This is a genomic window from uncultured Tateyamaria sp. (assembly GCF_947496075.1).
Classification (GTDB): Bacteria; Pseudomonadota; Alphaproteobacteria; order Rhodobacterales; family Rhodobacteraceae; genus Tateyamaria.
In genome coordinates, this window is record NZ_CANMBJ010000004.1 from 582,800 (window position 1) to 599,962 (window position 17,163).

The following is a 17,163-nucleotide window of genomic DNA, read 5'->3' on the forward strand; positions in this document are numbered from 1 at the left end:
GAGCCACGGCCCTGCGATAGGCGGCAGCCCTCACGCAAAAACGAGGGTGACATGGGCCGTTCACGCAAAGGGCGCGACATTTCCGGTTGGTTGGTGGTGGACAAGCCTGCGGGCCTGACCTCGACTGCGGTCGTGAACAAAGTGCGATGGGCGCTGCAAGCCAAAAAGGCCGGGCACGCGGGCACCCTCGATCCCGAAGCCACCGGCGTTCTGGCCGTCGCCTTGGGCGAAGCGACCAAGACGGTCCCCTACATTACCGACGCACTCAAGGCGTACCGCTTTACCGTCAGGCTGGGACAGGCCACCAATACTGACGATGCCGAAGGAGAGGTGATCGCGCAATCCGACACCCGCCCATCAGATGACGAGGTCAAAGATGCGCTTGGTCCATTTGTCGGGGACATCATGCAGGTTCCGCCCAAGTTCTCCGCCGTGAAGATCGACGGCCAGCGCGCCTACAAACTCGCCCGTGATGGTGAGGATGTCGAGATTGAGGCCCGCCCCCTATGGGTCGAGGAACTTGTACTGACCGACCGACCCGATCCCGATCATGTCGAGCTGGAGATGGTATGCGGCAAAGGTGGCTATGTTCGCTCAATCGCGCGCGATTTGGGGGAAGCGCTGGGATGTTACGGTCACGTGCGTGAATTGCGACGTATCTGGTCCGGCCCGTTCGAAGCCGCCGATGGCCTGACCTTCGACCAAATCGAAGAGATGGCGCAGACACCCGCATTGGACGAGCACCTGCGCCCCATTTCCGAAGGGCTGGCTGATCTGCCCGAACTGCGGGCCACAGCCGAAGGGGTCGCGCGGCTGCGCAACGGCAACCCCGGCATGGTCCTGGCGGCGGACGTCGAATACGGAGAAGAGTGCTGGGCGTCCTTTGAAGGCAAACCGGTTGCTGTCGGGCGCTACAAGGCAGGCGAATTGCACCCCGCACGGGTCTTCAACCTGTAACACTCGGTCCGCCACCGGCACTTTCTGGTCAGGAATTCCACCAGTTGTCCCGCAGAATTGTTACAATTTACGGACCCCAGGTAAGCCATGCGTGAGTGCTCTATGAATTAGGAACTATTCAGTCCACATTTACCTCATCAAGTTTGAAACGCCCAAAACCGATGAGAGATGATATGACCCAAATTACCCTCCGCACCGTTGGCACCGTTCTGACCGCTGGCGCATTCGCCACCATCGCATTCGACGCATTCGGCCAGGCGCTGAGCCCGCTCTTCGGCTATGCAAAACTGGCCCCAGTCGGACTGGCAGGCGCATCGCTCAAGGCGATCTTTGGCGCAAACCCCTCGGGCGCGGCACACCTGCTGCACGCCCTGACCGGCCTGATCTTCTATGCCGTTGGTTACTTCGCCATTGCCCGTCCCATCCAGCTGGCCGTCATGCCCCGCCTGCATTGGTCGATCACGGCCGTGGTCTACGGCATCGCGCTTTGGGTGTTTGCGCTCTACGTCATGGCGCACCTGGTGACCGGCAACAAACCGTTCCTCGGCTTCACCGGCATCACCTGGGTCGCTCTGTGGGGCCATATCGTCTACGCTCTGGTTGCCGCGAGCATCATGGAGGCCAAGGGTGCTGTCCTGGACCTGCGCCCCAAACCCGTGGCCGTACCCGCTCAATAAGAACACCTGAACAAACCGATTGATGGGGCGGTCTGCGACTGGCAGAACCGCCCCATGATCGTTCGAACCCACACCAAGGGCGATGCGCCCTCGACCGCCGTCTACTCCGATTGCGAGCGGTATCGCTACAGCCTGACACGCATCTGGGATGACACGGGACGCCGCGTGAACTTCGTCATGCTGAACCCATCCACGGCGACCGAGGTGCAAAACGACCCAACCGTCGAACGCTGCGAACGACGGGCGCGGACCCTCGGCTATGGCAGCTTTGCTGTCACCAACATCTTCGCATGGCGCGACACCGATCCACGCGCGATGCGGACTGCCACCGATCCGGTCGGGCCTGAAAACGACGAAAGCATTCTGGAACGGGCGACATGGACACACGACGTGGTGGCAGCCTGGGGAACACATGGCGCGCACCTGGATCGCGGAACACATGTGGCAACGCTGTTACGCAATGTCGATCGTCCGCTCTATCACCTGGGCCTGTCCAAGGCCGGACACCCCAAACACCCGTTGTACCTACCATACGCACAACAGCCGGAACCTTGGGAAAACGGATCTGACGTTACCTGACGTTAACCAATTTGCGGGATAGGCTTTGTTCCAATCCGTGGATTGCGGTAATTTACCCTTGGGCAAATGCGCCCGTTGCTTGGAATACGTTATGTTGTGGCTTGCTGGATTGATGGGACTTGTGGCGGTCGGCGCTGTCGGCGTGATCGACATGGTGCCGGTGGAGGAAGGCGAGGAAACGGCGGATGACACATCAGTCACTGGCGGGGAAACTACCCGAACCAGCGACGATGACACGGCGATCACCGACGAAAGCATAGGTGATGACACGCTCACGCTTGGAACCGATGGCGATGACGATCTGACCGGCACAGACGGCGATGATACCTTGCGTGGCGAGGAAGGGGACGACACCCTCGACGGCGGGATGGGAGATGACACGCTCCACGGCGATGATGGTGCGGATGTGATTCATGGCAGCGGTGGCGAAGACGAAATTTACGGCCACGACGACGACGACACGATCAATGGCGGCGCAGGTGACGACTCGATGCACGGTTCCATGGGCGCTGACAGTCTTTCTGGCGGCGAGGGCAATGATGCAGTGCATGGCGGCCTCGACAACGACACACTGGATGGCGGAGAGGGCGAAGACACGCTGTTTGGCGGTTGGGGCGACGACGTGCTGAACGGCGTCGAAGGCGCACTTGGTTCTGCAGCGTCAGCCGATTTGGATGGCTCGGGCAACAATGACTATCTGAACGGCGGCGGCGGCGACGACCTCATCATCGCAGGGCAAGAGGACGTGGTCACAGCAGGCGACGGCGCTGACACAATTGTTGCAGGTGACTGGATCGCCGAAGGTCACGCTGCGACGATCATGGATTTCGATGCGGAAGAGGACAACATTCTGCTGATCCACGACGACGCTGAGGAAGAGCCCCACATCTCTTTGCAACTGGACCCCGACGACCCAAGCATCACACAAGTAATGATGAATGGAGTGCCGGTGGCGCACGTGCTGAACGGGGCCGAGATTTCGATCGACGATATCGCCTTGATGCCACTCAGCCTTGCGCAAAGCGCGGGAATGGCTTCGTTCTGACCTGCAGCAGCGCAGGCGCATTGGCCACGCTGTTCACCAACCGCGCGATCCAAGTTGCCAACGCTGCGAATCTCTCCTATACGCGCTCATCCTCGGCAATTGCCCGGGTACTTGGCCCCGTGCTGGACGACATCCCGGCCGGCGGCGTCTCACTCTAGCCTGAAAAGGAGATTCCGATGTCGATCACTGCTGAAGAAAAAGCACGCGTGATGAAAGAATATGGCACCAAGGAAGGCGACACCGGCTCGCCCGAAGTTCAAGTTGCCATCCTCAGCTCGCGCATCGCCACGCTGACCGAGCACTTCAAGACACATAAGAAAGACAACCACGGCCGCCGCGGCCTTCTGAAAATGGTTGCCCAGCGTCGCAAGCTGCTCGACTACCTCAAAGGCAAGGAAGAGGCGCGGTACACCGACCTCATCAAACGCCTGGGCCTGCGCCGCTAATTAGCTGCCTTCACCAAAGTCAGAAAGCCGCGCTAGAAGCGCGGCTTTCTTGCGTTTTAGCAGCAGTCTAACCAGTGAAGCGAAGCCAGACATCGGAAACGGCCTACAGCCGCGCCAAACCCCTTGCCAATTGCGTGTCCAAGGATCACCGGATCATGCAAATTTCTCCCTTAGCGCGTACACTCCGCAGTGACGTCATAAATGGGAAAATAGGTTCTACCCCAGCTAGCCACCTGCACTCTGAAATCGCCTTTGTGCTCAGTACCGGTCACACGAAAGGCTGAATAGCCATCCCTCTCGCACCATTGCTGAAACAGCCGGGTCGGAATGCTCTCGGATGTTAGCCTAGGCAGCTTTGACACGGGCATGTTGCGCGCACTCTCATCGGTCACAGCGCCGAAAAAGCTTTCCGGCTTGACGTGCTCCTTCGTAGCCACCCCCCGCAGGTATCGTGGATTTCCAGACGCACTTGTCCCTGCAAAGTGCTTTTTCTGGAACTCTGCATTCTTGCGTTCCAATTCTTCGGGCGAGTTGCATGCAGCCAATACAACTCCACACACAAATAGTACTATATAGGCGAGTTTGATCTTCATTATACTTGTCCAGTTCTTGTTTCACCCATCAATAAACGTGACCTTGCGGCCTGCAAGCCCAAGTTGAACTGCGGCCCTTTGTTTTCATCGTAGTTGGCAAAACTGTCGCGAAGGAATTGGACACGAAAACACAGGCAGCTAAACTCACACCACATGACCAACCTACCCCGCATCGCCCTCTCGGTCCGCCAGCCCTCGGCTTGGGCTATCATCGCGGGTCACAAACCGATCGAAAACCGCACGCTCGGCTCCATCCATGCCGGGCGCATGACACCTGGACGCATAGCACTCCACGCCGCCGCTGGACTGAAGGAAGAAGAATTTCGCTACCTTCACTGGCGACTCGAAAAGCACGGGGTCAAATGCCCTCGCCCGCTCGACCTGCCACGCGGAGCCATCATCGGCTCGGTCGAGGTCACAGGCATAATCACTGAATCCGGCAGCGAATGGTTCGGCGGCAAAGCCGGATTGACGCTGAAAGACCCCGAACCCTGCGATCCCATCCCTGCCCCCGGCGCGCTTGGGTACTTCGAATGGTCTCCGGGCGGCGCTCTCGCCCCGCCCACGCGCTGGATGCAGAAATGGGGCACAGCGGCACCCGACAGTCAGATTGATGACCTGTTCCCCGACGCACCCATAGCCTTTGCCAAACCGCCACAAAAACCGTGGACCTGAGCGCGAATGCGCCGCAACCCCAACGCTTTCATTTCCGGCAAAAGTGCTGTATGCGCGCAAAATCTGAAAGCCTGGCGCCCGGACCTCAGCGCCCGACAAAAGAAGATACCGGGGTCAGGGGGAATACGCCCCCTACGCAAATGGCCATCCGGCCAATTTAGGAAACACTTGATGTTTAACGAGACGAAAAAATCGATGCAGTGGGGCGAAGAGACGCTCACACTGGAAACCGGCAAGGTTGCCCGTCAGGCAGACGGCTCCGTCATTGCCACGCTGGGCGAAACCAGCGTCATGGCAAACGTGACGTTTGCCAAGTCACCCAAACCAGGCCAGGACTTCTTTCCCCTGACCGTCCACTACCAAGAAAAATACTACGCCGCGGGCAAGATCCCCGGCGGTTTCTTCAAGCGTGAGGCGCGGCCCACCGAGAAAGAAACACTGACCGCCCGCCTGATCGACCGTCCGATCCGGCCACTGTTCGTTTCCGGCTTCAAACACGAAGTGCTGGTGATGTGCACCGTGCTGTCGCACGATCTGGTCAACGACCCCGACATCGTTGCAATGATCGCGGCAAGCGCCGCCCTGACCATCTCTGGCGCGCCGTTCATGGGTCCCATCGCCGGTGCGCGCGTGGGTTACGAGGATGGCGAATACATCCTGAACCCCACCGTCGACGACATGCAGGACCTGCGCCTGAACCCCGACCAGCGCCTTGACCTGGTTGTGGCCGGCACCAAAGACGCCGTGATGATGGTGGAATCCGAAGCCTACGAACTCAGCGAAGCTGAGATGCTGGGCGCGGTAAACTTCGCACACGAGCAAATCCAGCCCGTGATCGACCTGATCATCGCGCTGGCCGAAGACGCTGCGAAAGAGCCGTTCGACTTCCAGGCACCCGACTACTCGGACCTCTATGAAGCGGTCAAAGCGGCTGGTGAAACTCAGATGCGCGAAGCCTTCGCGATCAGCGACAAGCAAGAGCGCACAAGTGCTGTTGCCGCCGCCCGCACCGCCATCATCGAAGCGTTGACCGAAGAGCAGCAAGAAGATGCCAACCTCGGTTCCGCCCTGAAAAAGCTCGAAGCGTCCATCCTGCGCGGTGACGTCGTCAAAACCGGCACGCGCATCGATGGTCGTAAGACAGACGAGATCCGGGACATCGTGTGCCAGACCGGCCTCCTGCCCCGGACACACGGCTCCGCGCTTTTCACCCGTGGTGAGACGCAGGGATTGGTCGTGACCACGCTGGGCACCGGCGACGATGAGCAATTCATCGACGCGCTGCATGGCAACTTCAAATCCAACTTCCTGCTGCACTACAACTTCCCGCCCTACTCGGTCGGTGAAGCGGGTCGCGTGGGTCCTCCTGGACGCCGCGAAATTGGCCACGGAAAACTGGCATGGCGCGCGCTGCAAGCCGTGCTGCCTGCCTCGACCGACTTCCCCTACACCGTGCGTCTGGTGTCGGAAATCACCGAATCCAACGGCTCGTCCTCCATGGCTTCCGTCTGCGGCGGCTCGCTGTCGATGATGGATGCAGGCGTTCCACTGAAGAACGCGGTGGCCGGTGTGGCTATGGGCCTGATCCTCGAAGAGGACGGCAGCTACGCCATCCTGTCCGACATCCTGGGTGACGAAGACCACCTTGGTGACATGGACTTCAAAGTGGCGGGCACCGAAAACGGCATCACCTCGCTACAGATGGACATCAAGATCGCAGGCATCACGCCCGAGATCATGGAGAAAGCCCTCGCACAGGCCAAGGACGGTCGGATGCACATCCTGGGCGAAATGGGCAAAGCCATCACCGGCGCGCAGGAATTCTCGGTCCACGCACCGCGCATTGAAACCATGCAGGTTCCCACGGACAAAATCCGTGAGGTCATCGGCTCGGGCGGTAAAGTGATCCGCGAAATCGTCGAAGTGTCGGGCGCCAAGGTCGACATCAACGATGACGGCATCATCAAGATCGCATCACCCAACGGCGACTCGATCAAGAAAGCCTACGACATGATCCACTCGATCGTGGCCGAACCCGAAGAAGGCATGGTCTACACCGGCACAGTTGTGAAGATCGTAGACTTCGGCGCCTTCGTGAACTTCTTTGGCAAGCGCGACGGCCTGGTGCACGTGTCCCAGATCGAAAACCGCCGCCTCAACCATCCTTCGGACGTCCTGAAGGAAGGTCAAGAGGTCAAGGTCAAGCTGCTGGGCTTTGACGATCGCGGCAAAGTCCGCCTGTCGATGAAAGTCGTCGACCAGGAAACCGGCGAAGAGATCAAGAAAGAAGAGCCCGCGGTCGAGTAATCTCGTACGCGCGTGCGCCCGGCCGCGATCGGGCGCACGCAAGTCCGTTGACAGTGGGCCCACAGGCGGCGGCCTGAACACCATGTATGGTGATCGGACTTCAGAGGCCTATGCTGCCGGAGCAAACCACCTCAAAAGCCGCGACGCCAACATCATGGTGCACCCCGAAATGGAACAGGTCAGAATGATCCATTAGAAATTAGCAGGGCTCGTCGCGCCGCGGACCCAGTGGTTTCTTTCTGAAACATATTCCCGGTTACTATCTTCAATGTCGACCCGGGCATCCCTCGTTCTGTCTGGAATGCGGCAGGATCGAAATATTACACAAGATCAGTGCACATCCAACAAGCATCAACCTTTTTAGGCACCGGCTAATGCACCATCCAGCGGAAAATGCGCCTCAAAGGAACCGACGAAGTTGATACCGATCCCGGCTTGATCGCAAGTTAATCGGGACCACTGTGTTATTCCACTCGCTCGAAAGCGATCACCTGTTGGGATGAGTGCTCGATACACGGATAGAGACCGTGCTTCGCGCAGCTGTCAAAGATCGACTTAACTGCCGTCCGAGACAATAGCTTCGGATGGAACTCCAGGACGAGGGCACGCACGTTCTCCAAATCTGCTTGCGGAATAACGAGTTCCTCCGCACCTTCAACATCACACATCACGATCGTAGGGTCGAATTTTTTGATCACCGTGTTCAAGTCTTCCACCGGAACTTCAATTGCCTTGAGGCTCTGAGCCGTTTGTTTGATCGAGCCTTCGGTAAAGTACGAATGGATGTGAAACGGACGGCTTTCAACTTGCGGGTTCGGCTCAAGCAGGCGGTTATGAACAGCCACGTTGGTGATCCCGTTTGCTTGATGTAGCGCGTGAATATGCGGGATCAAAACCGGGTTTGCCTCATAGCTGACAATCTGACAATCAGGAAACTGCTTTCCAAGAACACTTGAAACAATACCCAACCCGGTGCCGAGCTCCAACATCCGATCGCCCGGCTGCATGAGCGCGGACGCAGCCTCCAGTTCGGGCTCCTCGTAGCTGTCCAGATCCAGCGCCACCAGCACCGGAATAGGCATGACATCGGCAGACACGGGCACTCGAATTCCCCGATAGAAGATTGGCTCGCCTGCTGCCAGCGCAAGCCGGTACTTCTCTTCTGGATCGCGTTTGCGCTTTTTCCTAAATAGACGCAATCGATCCTCCATCCTTAACAACGGCGTTTAGCACATAGAGGAATAGCTTAAACGATGGACTGCAGACGATCAACTGCTGTTGCGCATTGTGTTCCGAACGTACATTTTCTATAAATGCGCATGAAATAGCACGGATGTAGAACGTGGTGCCTTTGTGGAAAATTAAGCGCGAGAGCATTCGCATTGGGCGGCAGGCTAGTAGCTTTATCATACCTATATTTGGGTATTTTAGAAAGCTTCTTTATGATTTTCGTCGAAAGTCTCGCGTCAAAGTATATCAGGGCATCTCAGATCTTCGTGACGAGGTGTCAATATTATTAATTTTTCAGCCATCAGGGCTGCTTGAATCCACAATCACTCAGATCAAATGGCTCTCTGACGCTGGTATGTCTGTGGTGGTCGTTTCAAACTCGAATCTAGCATTCAAAGACCGCGAAGCACTGAAAAAATTATGTTATTTGATCGTCGAGCGACCGAATATCGGCTACGATTTTGGGGGTTATCGTGAGGGTATTCTACAACTTTATGACCGAAGGATAACTCCAAAATTTCTTTATGTCATGAATGATAGCATATGGTTACCACTATCGAGCACGACAGATCTAATTTACCAGAGTCGTGCCGCGAAGGAAGATGTTTGGGGTATTTTCTTAAGCCTCGACGCAAAGCCTCGAGAGAAAGGGCTACTGGACGACGAGCATATCCAGTCTTTCTTTTTTCGCTTTTCTTTTTCTATAATGCAAGATCGGAGATTTTGGAGATATTGGAAAAGAATGCCACTTATCAATTCGAAGAGAATGGTTATCAAGCTTCGAGAATTAAAAATGGGGAATTACTTCAAGAAATTGGGCTATGAAATCGGCGCCATGTACAACTGGAAGCAGGTGCGCGACTACATTTTGAATGCCAGCGACGAAAACGAAATGTATGCGATAATAAAGCACCAGTGCAAGTTGCGAGACGGGGGTGCGAAATCCATCCTGCCTTCGATGGATAGCGGGCGCCTATCTGCTTTGAACGCCCGAGATCGTTTAAGAGAGCGGATAGAGAAGAATCAAGCGTTGTTCTACAGCTTTGCAATGCATCCTTATATTATGGTAAAATTTGGCTTCCCATTTTTAAAAAAAGCGTACAGTGACGAAATGATTGCGATGCGACGGGAACTAGTCCGCCTTGGCTTACACAACGATTTTCTGCCTGAAGTACGCGAAGAAGTCGCGAAGTGGGATAGCGCGTCCACCGATCATCCAACGGTCCGATGACAGTCCCCGTCCTGATCCTGACAATGAAATGGGGCACGCTCTATGGCCCCGAATACGTCAACCGGCTTGCGCTTGGGGTGGCAAGACACCTTTCCCACCCCCATCGCTTCATCTGTTTCACGGACGATACGACTGGCCTGGCGGATGGGATCGAGGCGCTGCCACTTCCCGACATGTGCCTGCCTGGCGGGCACGAAGACACACGATGGCGCAAACTGGGCCTGTTCTCTCCAAATCTCTTTGGCCTCTCAGGCACCGCGCTTTTCCTCGACCTTGATCTGATCGTGGTCGGATCGCTCGATCCGTTCTTCGAAGATGACGCACCATTCCGTATCATTCGGGACGATTCGCTATTCCGACCCAAGCCATTGCGCCGGATCAATCCAACGCGGGACCGCTTCCTTGCCTCCGTCGGCAATTCATCCGTTTTTCGGTACGAAATCGGCGCGCACAGCTACGTCCTTGATGCCTATCTCGCTGATCCCGCGGCCGCGACCACGCAATTCGAAATCTCTCAACAGTTCCAATCCGCACAGCTGGCCAAAAATGGGCATCTCGCGTATTGGCCCGAAGATTGGTGCGTCAGCTTTAAGAACCACTGCGTCCCGCGCGGACTGCGCAGTTACCTTTCCGACCCGAGCCTGCCCGAGGGTGCCCGCATCGTCGTGTTCGCGGGCGAACCCAAGATGCACGACGCTCTGTCCGGCAAGGGCAGCAAATGGTACCGCCGCATCGGCGACGTAAACTGGCTCAAGGACGCTTGGGAAACCCCATGAACTTTATTCGTGAGTGGAACCGCGCGCGCAAGTATCGCAAGCGCATCCGCAGATGTCGTTCGGAAATCGCGACACGTTCCGTGATTGGTGACCCGCACCAGCTCACAACGCCTCTGGTTGTATCGCTCACAAGCTACCCTCCGCGCTACCCGGAACTGGCGCTGACCCTCCGGTGCCTTCTACAGCAAACAGTCAAGGCCGACCGCACCGTCCTTTGGATCGCCGAAAAGGATATTGCTGCGCTACCGGCTGAAGTGCGCGCCCTCGAAAAGGACGGGCTTGAAATTGCGACCTGCCCCGACATGCGTTCTTACAAGAAACTGATGCCACTCCTGACCGAGATGCCAGAAGCAACCATCGTCACCGCGGATGACGACGTGCATTACGGGCCAGACTGGCTGGCATCGATATTGGATGTTCATATGGATCTGGGCCTCAAGGTTGTCTGCGGCCGTGGACACCGCATGGCGCTCACTCCGGAGGGGTTCCCGGATACCTACGACAAATGGGACCAGAACGCCCCCGGTGGACGGGAACCGAGTGGGCTCATCTTCCCGACCGGCGTTGGGGGCATTCTATATGCACCGGGGGCGCTTGCGCCCATCGCAACCAATTGGGAACTGGCGCAACAACTCTGCCCAACTGCGGACGATGTCTGGTTCTACTGGATGCACAGGTTGACCGGCGGACGGGCAGCCATGACAGGCGAACGTCGGCGTGTCCTCGAATGGGTGAAAGACCCTACGGGTGGATTGCTCACCGTTAACAGCGCAGGTGGCAATGACAACCAAATCGCGGCTATGATCGATCATTTCGGATGGCCCGGCCCCTGAACAAGGCCGGACCAAGACATGTTACTCTGGCGCTTTGGTCTTGCGCAGATACGGCAGGACAGTCTCGAACTCGCCGAACTTGGCCTTCGCGTCCTCGTTTGACACGGTTGGCGGGATGATTACATCCTCGCCAGGCACCCAGTTTGCCGGTGTCGCAACACCTTTGGCCGACATCTGCAAGCCATCGAGCGCCCGCACCACCTCGGCAAAGTTGCGGCCAACAGTCATCGGATAGGTCATCGACAGCTTTAGCTGCTTATCTGGGCCAATGATGAAAACCGACCGCACGGTCGCACTGTCAGCAGGTGTGCGGCCATCGGGCAGATAGGCTTCGGCAGGCAGCATGTCGAAGGCCTTCGACACCTCCAGCCCGTCATCGGCGATGATCGGGAAAGTTGCCTTGGCACCTCCCACCTTCTCGATATCGCCCTTCCATTTCTTGTGATCCTCGACTCCGTCCACAGACACGCCAATCACCTTGGTGCCGCGCTTGGCCCACTCGTCGGCCAACTGAGCCACGGCGCCGAACTCGGTCGTGCACACGGGTGTGAAATCCTTGGGGTGCGAAAACAGGATGGCCCAGCTATCGCCAATCCAGTCGTGCAGCGAAATCGTGCCGTGGTCTGTTTCAACCGTCAAGTCGGGGATGGTGTCGTTAATGCGCAAACCCATGGTGTCCTCCGTCGGGATAGTAGTGACAGACGCAACCTAAGGCATTGCGCACGCCTTTTCATCCCCCCGTCTTGCCGACGGTACATGCCGGTGCCACATTCCATTCAAACTAAGGGAGAGACCGAATGCTTGAAAAACGCGATTTCTATATCAACGGCCAGTGGGTCGCCCCGCAAAACGGCACTGACCACCATGTCATTGATCCCTCAACCGAAGAGCCGACGGCCGTTATCTCGCTGGGCGGTAGGGAAGATGCCGAAGCTGCTATTGCCGCGGCCAAGACCGCCTTTCCCGGCTGGATGACCACGCCCGTCGCCGACCGCATCGCGCTGGTCGAAAAGCTGATCGAGGTTTATGAAACACGGGGCGAGGACCTCGCGCAAGCCATGTCATCCGAAATGGGTGCCCCGCTCGACATGTCGCGCAACCAGCAGGTTGGCGCAGGTACTTGGCACCTGAAAAATTTCATTCGCGCGGCCAAGGCGTTCGAATTCAACCGCCCGCTCAACGACCGCGCGCCGAACGACCGGATCATCTACGAAGCGGTCGGAGTCGCGGCCCTGATCACCCCGTGGAACTGGCCGATGAATCAGGTCACGCTCAAGGTGGGTGCGGCCGCCATCGCAGGCTGCACCATGGTCCTCAAACCGTCCGAGGAGTCCCCTCTCAACGCCATGATCTTTGCAGAGATGATGGACGAGGCAGGCTTCCCTCCGGGCGTCTTTAACCTCGTGAACGGCGATGGTCCCGGCGTAGGCACGGTGCTGTCGGGCCATCCTGACGTCGACATGGTCAGTTTTACCGGCTCCTCCCGCGCAGGTCGCCTGATCTCGAAGAACGCTGCCGACACACTCAAACGCGTGCACCTCGAACTGGGCGGCAAAGGGGCCAATGTCATCTTTGACGACGCCGACGAAAAGGCCGTGAAACGCGGCGTGCTGCACATGATGAACAACACCGGCCAGTCCTGTAACGCCCCCAGCCGCATGCTGGTGCAACGTAGTAAATACGATGACGCGGTCGAAGAAGCCGCAGCCGTCGCAAACAAGGTCACTGTCGGCCCGGCCTCGGAAGAAGGCCGCCATATCGGCCCCGTTGTGAACGAGGTGCAGTGGACCAAGATCCAGGACCTCATCCAGAAGGGCATCGACGAAGGGGCCAAGCTGGTCGCCGGTGGCACTGGCCGCCCCGAAGGATTCAACAAAGGGTATTACGTGCGTCCCACCATCTTTGCCGACGTGAACAACAACATGACCATCGCGCGCGAGGAAATCTTTGGCCCGGTCCTGTCCATCATCCCCTTCGACAGCGAAGAGGAGGCGGTCGAGATCGCTAACGACACGCCCTACGGCCTCACCAACTATGTTCAGACGCAGGATGATGCGCGGCTCAATCGCATGGCCCAAGCACTGCGGTCTGGCATGGTCGAAATGAACGGCACCTCTCGCGCGGCAGGCTCACCCTTTGGCGGCATGAAACAGTCTGGCAACGGGCGCGAAGGCGGCATCTGGGGGATCGAAGATTTCCTCGAAGTCAAAGCCGTCTCCGGCTGGGCCGCCGAGTAATTCCGTAAGGCGGGGTTCGCCCCGCCTTACGTCTCTTCCCACGCGGGCCGATCCTCTTCGTGTTCGTGAAATGTAATCCGCACCCCCGGATCATCATCCAGACAGTGCGCATTGATGGGAAAGGATGGATCCGGCGACAGTGGCTCACCCAAAGATGTGCCGCACCTCCGACAAAATGAACGATGATAGATGAAGGGCGGCGCAGGCTGAACTGTCTCGATGTACGACTCGCCTGCGGTCAGCGTGAACTGCTCACGCTCCAAAAAAACAATTGTTGACGCGCCCAGCTTGCGACATCGCGAACAATGGCAGGTGCCCATCATCTTGGGCCGCCCCGCAATGGCAAAGCGAACTGATCCACACACGCAACTTCCCTTGATCTCCATCTGTGTTCTCCGAGTCTTCGTGATTGCGCCATTGGTCTAACGACACCATGCTGACAGCATGGTGTCAGCATGGGTGGGGCACGCTGCCGCCAACCGATGGAGGCACAAGTGCGACGCGGCGACCGATTGTTTGAAATCATCGAAATTCTGCGCCGGACGGGCGGCCCGATCTCGGCCTCAGCCATTGGCGCCGAGCTAGAGGTGACCAAGCGCACCGTCTACCGTGACATCGCTGCCTTGATGGCACAGCGCGTTCCGATCAGAGGCGAGGCAGGCGTCGGCTATGTTCTTGAGCAGGGGTTTCATATGCCTCCGCTCATGCTTACTGCGGACGAGATTGAAGCGGCCGTGCTCGGTGCCCAATGGGTGCAAACGCGGGGCGAGCCAGAACTCGCCCGCGCAGCCGAAAACCTGATCTCCAAGATCGCCGCAGTCGCACCAGACAACACCCAAAGCTTTTTTGTCGAACCGACCACCGGCGTGAGCCCCGCGACACCACCCCCAGAGGTGCTCAGCGCCTCTGACGTCCGCTTTGCCATCCGCCAGCGACATAAGATCGCCCTGACATATGCGGATGGTGCCGGGGCCATGACCAACCGCGTGATCTGGCCCTTCCTGATCGGCTACCGCGATGCCGGCCGGATCGTGGCGGCATGGTGTGAACTCCGACAAGCGTTTCGGTATTTTAGCAGTGAACGCATCGTCGCGGCGGAGGTGCTGATTGACAAAATCCCCCGCCGCATGGACGTCCTGAGAACCGAATGGCGCGCTGCCATGAACGCTGAACGTGTACAGTTCAATGCACGATCAGACACAGAGGCACCCAACTGATCTTGTAGTGGGCTTCAATCACCTCGCAGGTCATGCAGCGGTTTGCATCAAGCCCATGGTCGCAGCCGCGCTTGGCCCGGCACGACAGTCATCAGCGCACCCCAAGACGCACCTCCAACATGCCCCCGCGTCATCCGCGGGACGCTGCCTAAATATCAGCAACATATCGCTTATCCATTGTTAAGAAAGCAAAAAAGCAACGTTTCAACCCTGAGTTATGATTGCTACTGATCTGCCACTAGCGGCGGCTAGAAGACCACAGAAACGAAATATCATTTCAAAATCTCACCCTACAGACCGGCGGGTGTATTCACGGACAAAAATCCAGTGGGCATCCGCACTACCGTCGACCGAGTCGTACTGACGGATTTGCACAAAAGTATCACTCGACTGCACGGCAGCAGTTCAAAGGCCAAACACTCGACCCGTATTGCGCGGGTTTCTGAGGCATGCGGGCGACGTGGGTTCTGATCTTGTTGCCGCTTTAAGTTCGCCCAATCAGCCCTGCGGCTGAGGTTTTTTTGACCATATCCGGTTCATCACGCGACCGGGCTCAGATTAGGAGCACTACATGAGCACTGAATTTTTAGAATCGACCAACAAAGGAATTCTTCTTGAGTTTGATGCCGGACCCTTTGTCGTCGATCAGGACGCAACTATCACAAATACAAACAGCGTTCTTTCTGCGGCCATAGAAATCGACTTCATCTCCGGAGCAAGTCTCACGAACTTCGGCACAATCGAAGGAGAGTTCAAAGGCATTTATGGCGAGATATCGGAAAGCATTATCCACAACCAACGCGGCACGATCAGCGGATTGGAAACCGGTCTTCAGCTGTTTGGCAGTGGAAATACAATCGTAAACGCCACTTTCTCTGAAATCAGTGGCGAAACGGCAATCAGGAACACAGGATTCGGCAGCGCGATCTTAAACTCAGGGGAAATTGTAGGAGACATCAATGGAGTTGGTATCGTTGATGACGGCGAAGACAACTACATCCTAAACCGAGGTACGATTTTCGGAGGAACCGCCATTGTGGTTGAATCCGAGGATGTCGAGATCGTGAATTGGCAAAGCATTACTGGCCGAGGTGTTGGCATCAACTTCCATGTCGATTCAGTTGGCGGTGTCGTTCAGAACAACGGTTTCCTGAGTGGTGGGGGTGATGTCAGATCGATTGCCGTAATGGGGAACGACACAGCGCAGAAGGTGGTTAACAATGCAACCATCGAAGGCAAAGTCCTTCTGGAAGGCGGTGACGATCTGTTTGACGGGCGCAATGGGGACGCGGCCGACGTGCGAGGCGGCGAGGGGAATGACACCTTGCTGGGCGGCGACAGCTTTGATCGGCTTTTTGGCAACGCGGGCGACGACAGCATATCGGGAGGTGGACGGGAGGACCTCCTGTCTGGCGGCGACGGGAATGATACGCTGGACGGCGGCGAAGGTGACGACCGTCTGTTCGGTCTGAACGACGATGATCTGATGTTTGGCGGCGCGGGCAACGACGAGATGGTCGGTGGTCAGGGTAACGATACAATGTCCGGCCAGTCGGGACAGGACACCTTGTTTGGGCGCAAAGGAAACGACAGCCTAAGCGGAGGTCAGGCTAACGACACCCTCTTTGGAGATACTGGAAACGATACCCTGAGAGGCGACGAAGGCTACGACAGTGTGGTCGGCGGTAGCGGGCAAGATCTGATACTTGGGGGCGCTGGTGCTGATATCCTTCAAGGTGAGAGCGGCAACGATACGCTCGATGGCGGCTCAGGCAACGACCTTATTGATGGTGGCACCGGGCGCGACGTGATGCGTGGTGGCGAAGGTAGCGATGTTTTTAACTTCAACACGTTACGGGACAGCGCCGTTGCGCTTTCAAGAACCGATGTAATTCTCGATTTCGAACGCGGACAAGACAAACTGGATATCGGCGATCTGAACGACGCTGGGATGTTCACATTGGTCGACGGCTTTACAGGATCAGGAAGTGCCGAGTTTCGGATTGCGATCGACGCAACACGAGGGTCGCACGTTCTCATTGACGCAGACGGCGATGGACGGGCAGATACAGCCTTTTTGGTGGAAGACGTGTTCAATCTAAGCACCGGCGATTTTGTCCTTTAACCTAACAGACAAAAGCCCTGGCGCCGTTCGGTGCCGGGGCATTCCAAGTCAGACCACCCTCCTGATCCTTAGTGGAGCCGGTGTTGCAAGTCCGAAGCAAAACGCGGTTCGCTCTCTCTACAAACCACTACCCAGTCCAGCGGTTCAGTGTCGCCTCCCTGACCCAACGCCCATCACCTGTAAAAAACTCCTGCACTAGGCGGCACAAACTGCGCCATCCAGACCGAAGTACCCA

Annotated in this window: 17 protein-coding genes; 13 read left to right on the forward strand and 4 right to left on the reverse strand. The window is 57.3% G+C overall.

Translation table 11 applies throughout. The features are described from left to right. The first annotated feature begins 51 nt into the window (after positions 1 to 51). The 5 genes from truB to rpsO all read left to right on the forward strand — a co-directional run bounded on the left by truB (position 52) and on the right by rpsO (position 3,704). On the forward strand, positions 52 to 957 hold the full coding sequence (truB, locus tag Q1A51_RS15305; RefSeq protein ID WP_299600332.1) for a tRNA pseudouridine(55) synthase TruB: 906 nt from the start codon (positions 52 to 54) through the stop codon (positions 955 to 957). A gap of 173 nt (positions 958 to 1,130) precedes the next feature. Further along, entirely contained in the window at positions 1,131 to 1,634 is a 504-nt protein-coding gene (locus Q1A51_RS15310; protein WP_299600334.1) for a hypothetical protein, read from the forward strand. A 54-nt stretch (positions 1,635 to 1,688) separates the two neighbouring features. Continuing rightward, the gene (locus Q1A51_RS15315) at positions 1,689 to 2,213 is read left to right on the forward strand and encodes a DUF1643 domain-containing protein (RefSeq protein ID WP_299600336.1); all 525 of its coding nucleotides are present in this window, start codon (positions 1,689 to 1,691) and stop codon (positions 2,211 to 2,213) included. A 91-nt stretch (positions 2,214 to 2,304) separates the two neighbouring features. Then, the gene (locus Q1A51_RS15320) at positions 2,305 to 3,258 is read left to right on the forward strand and encodes a calcium-binding protein (RefSeq protein ID WP_299600338.1); all 954 of its coding nucleotides are present in this window, start codon (positions 2,305 to 2,307) and stop codon (positions 3,256 to 3,258) included. Between the two features lie 176 nt (positions 3,259 to 3,434). Next, on the forward strand, positions 3,435 to 3,704 hold the full coding sequence (gene rpsO / locus Q1A51_RS15325) for a 30S ribosomal protein S15 (protein WP_299202688.1): 270 nt from the start codon (positions 3,435 to 3,437) through the stop codon (positions 3,702 to 3,704). Positions 3,705 to 3,874: 170 nt separating this feature from the next. On the opposite strand, the gene Q1A51_RS15330 is transcribed toward rpsO, so the two are convergent. After that, positions 3,875 to 4,297, reverse strand: coding sequence for a hypothetical protein (locus Q1A51_RS15330; protein WP_299600340.1), 423 nt, complete (start codon positions 4,295 to 4,297; stop codon positions 3,875 to 3,877). A gap of 153 nt (positions 4,298 to 4,450) precedes the next feature. On the opposite strand from Q1A51_RS15330, the gene Q1A51_RS15335 reads away from it, so the two are divergent. Both Q1A51_RS15335 and pnp read left to right on the forward strand, forming a co-directional pair. Further along, positions 4,451 to 4,972: a hypothetical protein gene (locus Q1A51_RS15335; protein WP_299600342.1), complete on the forward strand. Its 522-nt coding sequence runs from the start codon at positions 4,451 to 4,453 to the stop codon at positions 4,970 to 4,972. A gap of 171 nt (positions 4,973 to 5,143) precedes the next feature. Further along, positions 5,144 to 7,279 (forward strand): polyribonucleotide nucleotidyltransferase, encoded by a 2,136-nt coding sequence (gene pnp / locus Q1A51_RS15340; RefSeq protein ID WP_299600345.1) that lies wholly within the window; start codon positions 5,144 to 5,146, stop codon positions 7,277 to 7,279. 464 nt (positions 7,280 to 7,743) lie between these two features. On the opposite strand, the gene Q1A51_RS15345 is transcribed toward pnp, so the two are convergent. Next, complete coding sequence (locus Q1A51_RS15345; RefSeq protein WP_299600348.1) at positions 7,744 to 8,490, reverse strand: FkbM family methyltransferase; 747 nt, start codon at positions 8,488 to 8,490, stop codon at positions 7,744 to 7,746. Between the two features lie 131 nt (positions 8,491 to 8,621). Here Q1A51_RS15345 and Q1A51_RS15350 point away from each other — a divergent pair, with 131 nt between their 5' ends. Genes Q1A51_RS15350 through Q1A51_RS15360 form a run of 3 tightly spaced genes read left to right on the forward strand, consistent with a single transcriptional unit; the run spans position 8,622 to position 11,349 of the window. Beyond that, a complete protein-coding gene (locus tag Q1A51_RS15350) occupies positions 8,622 to 9,740 on the forward strand; it encodes a rhamnan synthesis F family protein (protein WP_299600350.1) in 1,119 nt (372 codons plus the stop codon). Continuing rightward, positions 9,737 to 10,516, forward strand: coding sequence for a hypothetical protein (locus tag Q1A51_RS15355; RefSeq protein ID WP_299600353.1), 780 nt, complete (start codon positions 9,737 to 9,739; stop codon positions 10,514 to 10,516). The genes Q1A51_RS15350 and Q1A51_RS15355 overlap by 4 nt, the downstream gene beginning before the upstream one ends. Continuing rightward, positions 10,513 to 11,349, forward strand: coding sequence for a glycosyltransferase family 2 protein (locus Q1A51_RS15360; RefSeq protein WP_299202713.1), 837 nt, complete (start codon positions 10,513 to 10,515; stop codon positions 11,347 to 11,349). Before Q1A51_RS15355 ends, Q1A51_RS15360 begins: the two co-directional genes overlap by 4 nt. Positions 11,350 to 11,370: 21 nt before the next feature. Here Q1A51_RS15360 and Q1A51_RS15365 read toward each other — a convergent pair whose 3' ends face one another. Continuing rightward, a complete protein-coding gene (locus Q1A51_RS15365) occupies positions 11,371 to 12,021 on the reverse strand; it encodes a peroxiredoxin (RefSeq protein WP_299600357.1) in 651 nt (216 codons plus the stop codon). A gap of 125 nt (positions 12,022 to 12,146) precedes the next feature. Here Q1A51_RS15365 and Q1A51_RS15370 point away from each other — a divergent pair, with 125 nt between their 5' ends. Continuing rightward, positions 12,147 to 13,586, forward strand: a complete 1,440-nt coding sequence (locus Q1A51_RS15370) for an aldehyde dehydrogenase family protein (protein WP_299600360.1) — start codon at positions 12,147 to 12,149, stop codon at positions 13,584 to 13,586. A gap of 26 nt (positions 13,587 to 13,612) precedes the next feature. Here Q1A51_RS15370 and Q1A51_RS15375 read toward each other — a convergent pair whose 3' ends face one another. Further along, positions 13,613 to 13,972: a GFA family protein gene (locus Q1A51_RS15375; RefSeq protein WP_299600362.1), complete on the reverse strand. Its 360-nt coding sequence runs from the start codon at positions 13,970 to 13,972 to the stop codon at positions 13,613 to 13,615. A 69-nt stretch (positions 13,973 to 14,041) separates the two neighbouring features. Between Q1A51_RS15375 and Q1A51_RS15380 the strand changes: the two genes are divergently transcribed. After that, on the forward strand, positions 14,042 to 14,803 hold the full coding sequence (locus Q1A51_RS15380; RefSeq protein ID WP_299600365.1) for a YafY family protein: 762 nt from the start codon (positions 14,042 to 14,044) through the stop codon (positions 14,801 to 14,803). A 571-nt stretch (positions 14,804 to 15,374) separates the two neighbouring features. Next, on the forward strand, positions 15,375 to 16,928 hold the full coding sequence (locus Q1A51_RS15385) for a calcium-binding protein (RefSeq protein ID WP_299600368.1): 1,554 nt from the start codon (positions 15,375 to 15,377) through the stop codon (positions 16,926 to 16,928). Positions 16,929 to 17,163 lie beyond the last annotated feature (235 nt).

What these genes read in the sequence shown, in the direction of transcription:
- truB (WP_299600332.1), top strand. Translation starts at nt 52, where the DNA reads ATGGGCCGTTCACGCAAAGGGCGCGACATTTCCGGTTGGTTGGTGGTG.
- Q1A51_RS15310 (WP_299600334.1), top strand. Translation starts at nt 1,131, where the DNA reads ATGACCCAAATTACCCTCCGCACCGTTGGCACCGTTCTGACCGCTGGC.
- Q1A51_RS15315 (WP_299600336.1), top strand. Translation starts at nt 1,689, where the DNA reads ATGATCGTTCGAACCCACACCAAGGGCGATGCGCCCTCGACCGCCGTC.
- Q1A51_RS15320 (WP_299600338.1), top strand. Translation starts at nt 2,305, where the DNA reads ATGTTGTGGCTTGCTGGATTGATGGGACTTGTGGCGGTCGGCGCTGTC.
- rpsO (WP_299202688.1), top strand. Translation starts at nt 3,435, where the DNA reads ATGTCGATCACTGCTGAAGAAAAAGCACGCGTGATGAAAGAATATGGC.
- Q1A51_RS15330 (WP_299600340.1), bottom strand. Translation starts at nt 4,297, where the DNA reads ATGAAGATCAAACTCGCCTATATAGTACTATTTGTGTGTGGAGTTGTA.
- Q1A51_RS15335 (WP_299600342.1), top strand. Translation starts at nt 4,451, where the DNA reads ATGACCAACCTACCCCGCATCGCCCTCTCGGTCCGCCAGCCCTCGGCT.
- pnp (WP_299600345.1), top strand. Translation starts at nt 5,144, where the DNA reads ATGTTTAACGAGACGAAAAAATCGATGCAGTGGGGCGAAGAGACGCTC.
- Q1A51_RS15345 (WP_299600348.1), bottom strand. Translation starts at nt 8,490, where the DNA reads ATGGAGGATCGATTGCGTCTATTTAGGAAAAAGCGCAAACGCGATCCA.
- Q1A51_RS15355 (WP_299600353.1), top strand. Translation starts at nt 9,737, where the DNA reads ATGACAGTCCCCGTCCTGATCCTGACAATGAAATGGGGCACGCTCTAT.
- Q1A51_RS15360 (WP_299202713.1), top strand. Translation starts at nt 10,513, where the DNA reads ATGAACTTTATTCGTGAGTGGAACCGCGCGCGCAAGTATCGCAAGCGC.
- Q1A51_RS15365 (WP_299600357.1), bottom strand. Translation starts at nt 12,021, where the DNA reads ATGGGTTTGCGCATTAACGACACCATCCCCGACTTGACGGTTGAAACA.
- Q1A51_RS15370 (WP_299600360.1), top strand. Translation starts at nt 12,147, where the DNA reads ATGCTTGAAAAACGCGATTTCTATATCAACGGCCAGTGGGTCGCCCCG.
- Q1A51_RS15375 (WP_299600362.1), bottom strand. Translation starts at nt 13,972, where the DNA reads ATGGAGATCAAGGGAAGTTGCGTGTGTGGATCAGTTCGCTTTGCCATT.
- Q1A51_RS15380 (WP_299600365.1), top strand. Translation starts at nt 14,042, where the DNA reads ATGGGTGGGGCACGCTGCCGCCAACCGATGGAGGCACAAGTGCGACGC.
- Q1A51_RS15385 (WP_299600368.1), top strand. Translation starts at nt 15,375, where the DNA reads ATGAGCACTGAATTTTTAGAATCGACCAACAAAGGAATTCTTCTTGAG.